The sequence below is a fragment of the Kaarinaea lacus genome, from assembly GCF_975902315.1.
The window spans coordinates 1-9,471 of record NZ_CDLKIE010000237.1 but is presented as its reverse complement, the minus strand read 5'-3'; the positions used below and the strand labels follow the sequence as shown (position 1 = coordinate 9,471).

Below are 9,471 nucleotides of genomic sequence, written 5' to 3'. Positions count from 1 at the left end.
CACCCATGCAGATTAATGATCCTGATCATTCCAAGCTGGCGATCTGGGTTGGTGGTAAGCATTCCAACGCACGTAGCAAGCCAATGTTCCATAAACTGGTTGCTGCTGGCGTACCTAATAACCCACCACGCTGGCCGGAAGTTGCAGACATTGTTAAAAACATTCTTCGCGTTTACAAAGAAGACGCGCAGGACTGGGAACGTGTCGGTGACTGGGTTGAGCGTATCGGCTGGCCACGTTTCTTTGAACTGACTGAATTGCCTTTCACCAAATTCCATATTGATAACTGGACCGGTGCGCGTAATTCATTAAATGCATCAGCTCACATACGTTTCTAAGCACAGCTTCTAAAGGTTATTTCTATGAAATTTGGCATATTAGTAAATGAAGGGCCTTACACTCACCAGGCATCTGACAGTGCGTACCAGTTTACCAAGGCCGCACTGGCCAAAGGTCACACCATAGAGCGCGTATTCTTTTACCATGACGGTGTTAACAATGGCACACGTTACACCACCCCACCCCAGGATGACCGCAACCTGGTCAACCTGTGGGGTGAACTGGCAAAAGAACATAACATTGACATGGTGGTTTGTGTTGCTGCCGCACAACGTCGCGGTATCTGTGATGCAGATGAAGCAAAACGCCACGGTAAAGACGGTGACAATATTGCTGAAGGTTTTCGAATTTCTGGCCTTGGCCAGTTGATCGAAATGGGCATTCAGTCCGAACGTCTCGTGGTTTTTGGTGATTAATCACTCTGGTTACGATAAAACAGGAAACACAAATATGAGCGATGAAGGCGGAACAATCAAAAAGTTTATGTACGTGAACCGCAAGGCACCGTACGGAACTATTTACGCATTAGAATCCCTGGAAGTTGTTTTGATCGGTGCAGCATTCGATCAGGACGTAAGTCTGGCTTTCATGGATGACGGTGTCTATCAATTAGCGAAAGGGCAAAAAACGGAAGGCATAGGCATGAAAAATTTCTCGCCGACTTATAATGCCTTAGGTGATTACGACGTCAACAAGATTTATGTTGAGAAAGAATCACTGGACGCCCGCGGTCTGACTATCGACGACTTGATGCCCCTGAAGTATGAAGACGAAGATGATGACTGGGCGGAAAAAGATTCCATTCGCGTAGTAAGTTCAGCGGAAATGGCTGAGTTGCTGGATCAACAAGACGTAGTCTTTAGTTTCTAGGTGAGGATATCAATATGGCATTGTTACACACAGTCAATAAATCGCCTTTTGAGAAGAATTCTTTGGAATCCTGCACTCGCTTGGCTGTAAAAGGCAGCAGTATCTTGCTAACCGAAGATGGCGTTTATGGTGCTGTCAAAGGTACTGCAAAATCCGATCTCGTTGCGAATGCAATGGGTGATATTTCAATTTATGTTTTGGGACCTGACCTTGATGCCCGCGGTGTTAATCAGGACAAGCTAATCGACGGCGTTAAAGTAGTAGATTACGACGGTTTCGTAGATTTAGTGGCGGAACACAAAGCAACCCAGGCATGGCTTTAAAGTAAGACGACAAACTTAACAGGAGAAGACGACATGGCCCTAGACGTTGGCGGAAAATCTATCGAAACTGATGAAGAAGGTTACCTGGCGAATCGTGATGACTGGACCCAGGAAGTTGCTGAAGCGATTGCAGTAGCTGAAAATCTGGACATGACAGAAAACCACTGGGAAGTTGTTAACTTCCTGCGTGAATACTATGACGAATATCAAATTGCGCCAGCTGTTCGTGTATTAACCAAGGCAATTGGTAAAAAACTGGGTAAAGATAAAGGCAACAGCAAATACCTGTACGAGTTGTTCCCATACGGCCCAGCTAAGCAAGCTTGTAAGATTGCCGGCTTACCCAAACCAACTGGTTGCGTATAACAATCAATAGTTGATAACAATCAAAACATTAACACGAACGTATGTGTTATAACCTGCTGTGCCGTTGTAAAAAACGGCACAGCCCTAAACCCTTAAGGCATATTCATGACTCTGACCGTAGTCTATGCAATATTGTTTTACTTAGCAGCAGCGCTGTTTACGATCGGTGTTGCGCGTAAGATTTTTATTTATTCAAAAACACCGCAGCCTTTAAAGATACCTACCACTCCAGCCCCCCTGACCAAAACCGGCGTAGCCTGGAGATTAATCAAAGAAGTTACCGTTTTCGAAAGCCTGTTTAAATCCAACAAATGGATCTGGATTTTTGGCTGGATGTTTCACCTTGGTTTGTTCCTGGTACTGGCGCGCCACCTGCGCTATTTCATCGAGCCAGTACCGACAGTCATTACCCTGATACAACCCTTCGGCAAATATGCCGCCTTTGCCATGATCGCAGGTTTAATTGGCTTGTGGGGAAGACGATTTTTTGTTGATCGCGTGCGTTACATATCCAGCATATCAGATCATTTAATGCTGTTACTGTTAATAACGATTGGTATTTCTGGCGCATTAATGACCTTTGGTGGTGAAGCGCTGAATACTGATATTATCGCGGTCAAATCATTTATTATGGGATTGATGTTTTTCGACCTTCAACCCCTGCCCGATTCAGCATTCCTGCTTATACATTTGGCCATGGTTGCCGTGTTAATGATCGTATTCCCCATCAGCAAACTGTTACACGCACCGGGGGTATTTTTCAGTCCCACACGCAACCAGACTGACGATGTGCGCGAACGCCGCCACACAGCGGGCTGGAGTGCGGAGTCATGAGCCACATCATGGATACAACGAACAACAACAAAGCACATGGAGGGATAGCCATTGGCTGAAGAGATCCAGGTCCCGGCGTATCGGGAATATCCCATTATTCCCACCATCGTTGAAGATTCCATGGCCCACAGCAAACCGTTTGTGGCCAAACCGGAACATCAGGAAAGCGTCGGTTTTCCCGGCGAGTTAGTCGACGACTGGCAAAACGTAGCCGTAAAAAAACTGGGCGAGCTGGTCAGCCAGTCGCGCGCATTACAGGTGTTTCTCGACTCCTGTGTAAAATGTGGAGCCTGCACGGACAAGTGTCACTATTATTTAGGCACACAGGATCCCAAGAACATGCCGGTGGCCCGCCAGGATCTATTGCGTTCTGTTTATCGCCGCTACTATACCTTTGCTGGTAAATATTTCCCCAAACTGGTTGGCGCCAGGGATTTTGATGAAGAAGTCCGTGACGAGTGGTATAGCTATTTCCACCAGTGCTCACAATGCCGCCGTTGTTCTGTGTTCTGCCCATACGGTATTGATACCGCGGAAATCTCTATGGCAGGCCGTGATGTTCTGGATGCCATCGGTGTTGGACAGAAATACAGTAACGAGATCATTGGCAAACTGCACAAAATTGGTAATAACCTCGGTCTGCCGGAACCAGCACTGGTTGATACCCTGGAAGGACTTGAGGAAGATATTGAAGACGATACCGGCATACCGGTTAAGGTACCTGTGGATGTTGAAGGCGCTGAGGTCTTATTAATTACGCCATCCGCTGACTTTTTCGCAGAACCACACATCGATGGACTGATTGGTTACGCCAAGGTATTCCATCAGGCAGGCATCAGCTGGACATTAAGTTCTTATGCATCAGAAGCTGCCAACTTTTCCATGTTTATTGGCAGTCATGACAACCTGAAAAAGGTTGCCATGCGTATACGCCAGGCCGCGCTTGACCTGGGTGTAAAACGCATCGTGGTGGGCGAATGCGGTCATGCCTGGCGGGTGGCATACAGTTTCTGGAATACATTGATTGGTCCCTTCGATTTTCTGGATCCCAAATACCCTGCTCCACAACATGTTTGTGAAGTAACTTACGATTTGATCCAGCGTGGCGCTTTAAAAATTGATAAAGAAGCCAACGATCATCGCCGTATCACGTTCCATGATTCCTGCAACGTGGCGCGCGCTTCCCGCATGGGTAACATGCCCGGCGGACAATTTATTATTCCGCGCGAAATTATTAAGGCTTGCGCCAATAACTTTTATGACATGGCCCCGGAAACCATCCACCAGAACACTTTCTGTTGTGGTGGCGGTGGCGGACTGCTGACCGACGATTTAATGGAGTTACGAGTCAAAGGTGCGCTTCCAAGGATGGAGGCTCTTTCCCAGGTAGTGGAAGAACATGACGTGGATACCCTGGTAGCAATCTGTGCTATCTGTAAAACCCAGTTTGCCAAAGTATTACCGTATTACAATTTCCAGATGGATATGATCACCAGCCTGCATCAAATTGTTGGTGACTCACTTATTCTGGGCTCTAATGATTAGTGGAAGTTAATTAGCAAATTTTTTTGAACATAGACAAGATTGAAAAAACAGTCGCGTAGCAACAGGAGAAAGCAATATGGCAACGCCAGCAGATAAAGTGAAAAAAGAGCATACGTTTCGTAAGTACAAAGATAACGATAGCGCTCATCTGCCATGGAAAGAACAAATTTTCCAAGCAGACCATAGTCACAAATGTCCGACCTACGTTCACCAAACACCTCCTTGCCAGGGCAGTTGCCCTTCCGGAGAAGACATCCGCGGCTGGCTGAACATCGTACGCGGCATTGAAAAGCCCTCCGGTGATATGGCGTGGCAGGAATATGCTTTCCGTCGCTCTACCGACGCAAACCCTTTCCCGGCAATCATGGGTCGCGTCTGCCCTGCTCCCTGCGAAGATGGTTGCAATCGTAACGAAGTGGAAGATCATGTCGGCATCAATGCAGTGGATCAATTCATTGGTGACAGTGCATTAAAAGAAGGTTACAGCTTCAAGGCAGGCGGAGAAACTGGTAAAAGCGTCGGCATCATCGGTGGTGGTCCCTGTGGCCTGGCAGCTGCCTACCAACTACGCCGCATGGGTCATGCATGTACAGTGTATGATGATCACGAAGAGCTGGGCGGCATGATGTATTACGGCATCCCCGGTTATCGTACGCCGCGTAACGTATTAGGCGGTGAAATTCAGCGTATCATCGATATGGGTGTGGAAGTTAAAACCAAAACCCGTGTTGGCACGGATATCAGCATCGACGAGCTGGAAAAGAAACATGACGCCGTCCTGTTTGCCATCGGCGCACAAACTGGACGTAGTTTGCCAGTTCCCGGCGGTGACGCACAAAACTGTATCTCTGGTGTCGCTTTCCTGAGCGCGTTTAACCAGGGTCGTTTACAGGCCGTTAGTGGTAAAGTTGTGGTAATCGGCGGTGGTGATACCTCTATCGACGTAGTATCAGTGGCACGTCGTTTAGGTAACATCACCAACGTGGCGGAAAAAGACCGTCCTGAAAACATCGTACTTGGCCATACCGCACATGATGTAGTTGATATTGCTACAAAAGAAGGCGCGGATGTTACACTGATCTCCCGTCAACCCATCGAGAATATGACCGCCGCGCAACACGAAATCGATGACGCGACCCGAGAAGGTGTCGAGATTATTGGGTCACTAAATCCTGTTGAAGTGATACTGGATGATAATGGCCGCGCTAAAGCGCTACGCGTTGCGAAAATGAGTTACGAAAGCGGCAAGGCTGAAGTTCTCGAAGGTACTGAATACGATATCGAAGCCGAGTTGATTGTTTCTGCTATTGGTCAAACGGGCGACTGGAGTGGTATGGAAGAGTTCGCTAACGATCGTGGCCTGGTAGATGCGGACAAACATTTCCAGATTCCAAATAAACCCGGTTTCTTCGCTGCGGGCGACATTGTACGCCCTCACCTGTTGACCACCGTTATTGGCCAGGCGTCTGTTGTCGCAGAAACCATTGACCATTACTTCAAAAATGAAGAAATGCGCAAGCGTCCTAAAGTCGATGTGCACCACTTTAATCTGCTCAACAAGTTGCGCGAAGCTGGCCTGGAGCCGGAAAAATTCAATCCGGAAGGCGATGCTAAAACTCGCAGTATCGATCGTGGTCGTCGCGGCACCAGTGATGATGATTTTGCGATCCATAACTATGAGGACCGTTCTGCGCATCAGATCATTCCAGCCGACAAACTGTTCCTTGGCCATTTCGGATATGAGCCTCGCCATAAGCGTGAAGAATCGGTACCCAGCGCTGAAGAAGTACTAGGCCATTTCGAAGAACGTGTCGCCGGATTGTCTGAAGAACAAACTATTGAGGAAGCCAAACGCTGCATGAGCTGTGGCATGTGTTTCGAGTGCGACAACTGCGTTATCTTCTGTCCTCAGGATGCCGTATTCAAAGTGAAGAAAGACAAGCACACCCTTGGTCGTTACGTCGATACTGATTATGACCGTTGTGTTGGCTGTCACATCTGTGCGGACGTATGTCCCACTGGCTACATCCAGATGGGATTGGGCGAATAAGCTCTATTTACGAAATCATGTAAAGTAATATTCGGGTAAGCTGCTTGCGGCTTACCCGATACACAACACAAGCAAGATTACTGTTGTGGTTTTATCAAAACTAATTGTATAAAAAACAGCATTAATAAAAACCAAACAACATTAGCCATCTGACAAGGAAAAGCACGTGTTGTCTAAACCTGTAAAATATATCGCGCATCGCCCTACTCTTCTTGCAATAATTATTATTGCAGTGTGTATCATTTCGGTATCCGCCTTTGCCGGCGCACCCAAACCAGACATTCCCAAAGGAAAGGGTGATCAATGCGTCGAAGATACCGACTTCATGCGCAAGAATCATATGGAGTTATTACTTCATCAGCGCGATGAGACCATGCACCGTGGCATTCGCACGAAAAAACATGCATTGAAAGAATGCATGGAATGCCATGCTGTTTATGACAGTAATGGTCAGGCCGTCAGCCATCTGGATTCTAAACATTTTTGCGTACAATGCCACGAGTACGCTTCTGTTAGCATCGATTGCTTTGATTGTCATGCCTCTAAACCAAGAGCGAAAAAAGCGGGACGCAGCTTATGAGCCAACAAGACCATCAACAAAAAGACAACCAGATTGACGAATACCGCCGAAACTTTCTCACCAAAGGTGCCGCTGCCGCTGCGACAGTTACACTCGCTCCAGGCGTGATGTTAACGAGTATCGCGCGCGCCAAACCTGATAATGAAGCGGTTACCAGCAAGGTTCGCTGGGGATTTTTAATCGATACCACAAAATGTCTCGATAATTGTGAGGCATGCGTCACCGCCTGTAACGAAGAAAACGGATTAACAGGTTTCGACCGACCCGAAACCGACGCGCAATGGATTCGTAAAGTCACTTTACGCAACAAACAAACTAACCACAGCTTATCGTTACCCATGATGTGTCAGCACTGTGAACACCCACCCTGTGTGGATGTCTGTCCTACCGGCGCATCCTTTAAACGGGCTGATGGCATTTGCCTGGTCGACAAGCATATATGTATCGGTTGTCGCTATTGCATGATGGCGTGCCCTTATAAAGCACGCTCTTTCATCCACGAAACGCTCACTGACCAGCTACCTGAAATGCCGCGTGGTAAAGGCACTGTAGAAAGCTGCACCCTGTGTGTTCATCGCGTTGATCGTGGCGAAATTCCGGCCTGTGCAGAAGCCTGTGCTCAGACCGAAGAAGGCCCGGCAATACTGTTCGGTGACCTCAATGATCCCAATAGTGACATTGCCAGGCGCCTGGCCAGCGAACGCAGCACAGCAGTACGCGCCGATCTTAGACTGAATCCTGGCGTACGATATCAAGGAATTTAATTCCAGCTAGCAACGGACATAAAAGATAATGAAAAATAATATCCATTTTCGTGAAATTCCTGGCAAAAGCCTTGGCTATTATTCGGTATTAGCTATATTAGGCGCCTTGATTGTTTTGGGCCTGGGCGCTGCCTACTACATGGAACACAATGGACACCATGTCACGGGCATGACTAACCAGATTGTTTGGGGAATGCCCCATGTATTCGCAGTATTCCTGATCGTTGCTGCATCCGGCGCTCTTAACGTCGCATCCATCTCATCCGTATTTAATAAAAAGATCTACAAGCCACTTTCACCGTTATCCGGCTTGCTCGCCATCGCCTTGCTGGTTGGTGGTCTTTGTGTTCTGGTGCTGGACCTGGGCCGGCCCGATCGATTGATTGTAGCGATGACCTACTACAATTTTAAATCCATCTTTGCCTGGAATATTATTTTATATAACGGTTTTCTGGCGATTGTTGCGGTTTACCTGTGGATGTTGATGGAGAAGCGCTTTAACAAATACAGCAAAACCGTTGGTACTTTTGCCTTCATTTGGCGTTTGATACTGACTACTGGTACCGGCTCCATTTTCGGATTCCTGGTGGCCCGTCAGGCCTATGACGCTGCTATCATGGCACCGACTTTTATCATAATGTCCTTTTCCTTTGGCCTGGCGATTTTCAACATCCTGCTCATTGGAATCTACAGTGGCACCGAGCGTCCATTAGGTAATGCCATAGTAGAACGCTTGCGTAAATTACAGGGCGTGTTTGTCGCTGCTGTGTTATTTTTGGTGACCATCTATCACCTCACTAATTTATACGCCACAGAACACCATGGCGTATCAGCGTTCATCCTTGATGGGAACAACGTTTACACTGGATTATTCTGGCTTGGTTTTGTCCTGATTGGCAGTATCATTCCATTGTGCATCTGCCTGTTGAACAGCTTCAAGCATTCAGCTCGTTGGTTAGTTGCAGCATCCGTAATGGTGGTTGCCGGTGGTATGGCGCAAATGTATGTCATCATCATTGGCGGTCAGGCCTACCCCCTGGACATATTCCCGGGATACGAAGTTAGTAGCAGCTTCTTTGATGGTGTAGTTAATCCCTATACCCCCAGTATTTATGAGGTCGGCCTGGGTGTTGGCGGATTTGCCTTTGCCATTGCCATGGTTCTGGCGGGCGTAAAAATCCTGCGTTTTCTGCCCTTAAGCCTGGAAAATTCCCTGGTAGACCCCCACTATAAAGCTGAAGACGAAGCTGCAGCGGAAGGCGAAAAAGCCAGCGCTTAATTCTTCGCTCGCCATTATGCCTCTCTTGCAACCAACAAGGGAGTGACAAATAATATTGGTTTGCCACTCATAGACAATTATTGAGGTTTCATATGTTTTACGAAGAGCATCCATTTGCCGAATTTGTTCGAATTCTGGGTAAAGGCCGAAAAGGTTCCCGTGGTCTATCACAGGACGAAGCCAGGAAGGCATTCAGCATGATCCTCAATGATGAAGTCTCTCCCGAACAATTAGGTGCCTTCCTGATGCTGATGCGTGTCAAGGAAGAAACCCCGGAAGAAGTAGCAGGCGCAGTTTTAGCGGTAAAAGACTTTCTTAAAATGCCTGAAGCATTGCCTCAAGTGGATCTGGACTGGTCATCCTATGCAGGCAAGAAACGCCAGTTACCCTGGTTTATTCTCAGCACCCTCACCCTGGCGGAAAATGGGATTACCGTTTTCATGCATGGCGCAAGTGGCCATACCAACGGCCGGGTTTATACGAAAAACGTACTGAATAATCTAGGCCTGGACCCTTGCACT

Annotated in this window: 11 protein-coding genes and 1 pseudogene; all 12 read left to right on the top strand. The window is 47.5% G+C overall.

Going from position 1 to position 9,471, the window contains the following annotated elements; all coding sequences use genetic code 11:
* A partial coding sequence (locus ACWVCM_RS07165) for a hypothetical protein (protein ID WP_455201042.1) occupies nucleotides 1-338 on the top strand: 338 nt, incomplete at its 5' end.
* A gap of 24 nt (nucleotides 339-362) precedes the next feature.
* Nucleotides 363-755 (top strand): sulfurtransferase complex subunit TusD, encoded by a 393-nt coding sequence (gene tusD, locus ACWVCM_RS07160; protein WP_455201041.1) that lies wholly within the window; start codon nucleotides 363-365, stop codon nucleotides 753-755.
* Between the two features lie 34 nt (nucleotides 756-789).
* Nucleotides 790-1,209: a sulfurtransferase complex subunit TusC gene (gene tusC / locus ACWVCM_RS07155; RefSeq protein WP_455201040.1), complete on the top strand. Its 420-nt coding sequence runs from the start codon at nucleotides 790-792 to the stop codon at nucleotides 1,207-1,209.
* Nucleotides 1,210-1,223: 14 nt separating this feature from the next.
* Nucleotides 1,224-1,532, top strand: coding sequence for a sulfurtransferase complex subunit TusB (gene tusB / locus ACWVCM_RS07150; protein ID WP_455201039.1), 309 nt, complete (start codon nucleotides 1,224-1,226; stop codon nucleotides 1,530-1,532).
* Between the two features lie 33 nt (nucleotides 1,533-1,565).
* Complete coding sequence (locus ACWVCM_RS07145) at nucleotides 1,566-1,898, top strand: TusE/DsrC/DsvC family sulfur relay protein (protein WP_455201038.1); 333 nt, start codon at nucleotides 1,566-1,568, stop codon at nucleotides 1,896-1,898.
* Between the two features lie 105 nt (nucleotides 1,899-2,003).
* Nucleotides 2,004-2,732 carry a respiratory nitrate reductase subunit gamma gene (locus ACWVCM_RS07140; RefSeq protein ID WP_455201037.1) on the top strand — a complete coding sequence of 243 codons (729 nt, stop codon included), beginning with the start codon at nucleotides 2,004-2,006 and terminating at the stop codon, nucleotides 2,730-2,732.
* Between the two features lie 51 nt (nucleotides 2,733-2,783).
* Nucleotides 2,784-4,277, top strand: a complete 1,494-nt coding sequence (gene dsrK / locus ACWVCM_RS07135; RefSeq protein ID WP_455201036.1) for a sulfate reduction electron transfer complex DsrMKJOP subunit DsrK — start codon at nucleotides 2,784-2,786, stop codon at nucleotides 4,275-4,277.
* A 76-nt stretch (nucleotides 4,278-4,353) separates the two neighbouring features.
* Nucleotides 4,354-6,327: an NAD(P)-binding protein gene (locus ACWVCM_RS07130; protein WP_455201035.1), complete on the top strand. Its 1,974-nt coding sequence runs from the start codon at nucleotides 4,354-4,356 to the stop codon at nucleotides 6,325-6,327.
* A gap of 166 nt (nucleotides 6,328-6,493) precedes the next feature.
* Nucleotides 6,494-6,907 (top strand): hypothetical protein, encoded by a 414-nt coding sequence (locus tag ACWVCM_RS07125; protein WP_455201034.1) that lies wholly within the window; start codon nucleotides 6,494-6,496, stop codon nucleotides 6,905-6,907.
* Nucleotides 6,904-7,671, top strand: a complete 768-nt coding sequence (gene dsrO, locus ACWVCM_RS07120) for a sulfate reduction electron transfer complex DsrMKJOP subunit DsrO (RefSeq protein WP_455201033.1) — start codon at nucleotides 6,904-6,906, stop codon at nucleotides 7,669-7,671. The genes ACWVCM_RS07125 and dsrO overlap by 4 nt, the downstream gene beginning before the upstream one ends.
* Nucleotides 7,672-7,699: 28 nt before the next feature.
* Nucleotides 7,700-8,950: an NrfD/PsrC family molybdoenzyme membrane anchor subunit gene (nrfD, locus tag ACWVCM_RS07115; protein WP_455201032.1), complete on the top strand. Its 1,251-nt coding sequence runs from the start codon at nucleotides 7,700-7,702 to the stop codon at nucleotides 8,948-8,950.
* A 92-nt stretch (nucleotides 8,951-9,042) separates the two neighbouring features.
* Nucleotides 9,043-9,471 (top strand): annotated as a pseudogene (locus ACWVCM_RS07110) (hypothetical protein); the annotation flags it as partial.

What these genes read in the sequence shown, in the direction of transcription:
- tusD (WP_455201041.1), top strand. Translation starts at nt 363, where the DNA reads ATGAAATTTGGCATATTAGTAAATGAAGGGCCTTACACTCACCAGGCA.
- tusC (WP_455201040.1), top strand. Translation starts at nt 790, where the DNA reads ATGAGCGATGAAGGCGGAACAATCAAAAAGTTTATGTACGTGAACCGC.
- ACWVCM_RS07130 (WP_455201035.1), top strand. Translation starts at nt 4,354, where the DNA reads ATGGCAACGCCAGCAGATAAAGTGAAAAAAGAGCATACGTTTCGTAAG.
- ACWVCM_RS07145 (WP_455201038.1), top strand. Translation starts at nt 1,566, where the DNA reads ATGGCCCTAGACGTTGGCGGAAAATCTATCGAAACTGATGAAGAAGGT.
- dsrO (WP_455201033.1), top strand. Translation starts at nt 6,904, where the DNA reads ATGAGCCAACAAGACCATCAACAAAAAGACAACCAGATTGACGAATAC.
- nrfD (WP_455201032.1), top strand. Translation starts at nt 7,700, where the DNA reads ATGAAAAATAATATCCATTTTCGTGAAATTCCTGGCAAAAGCCTTGGC.
- ACWVCM_RS07140 (WP_455201037.1), top strand. Translation starts at nt 2,004, where the DNA reads ATGACTCTGACCGTAGTCTATGCAATATTGTTTTACTTAGCAGCAGCG.
- tusB (WP_455201039.1), top strand. Translation starts at nt 1,224, where the DNA reads ATGGCATTGTTACACACAGTCAATAAATCGCCTTTTGAGAAGAATTCT.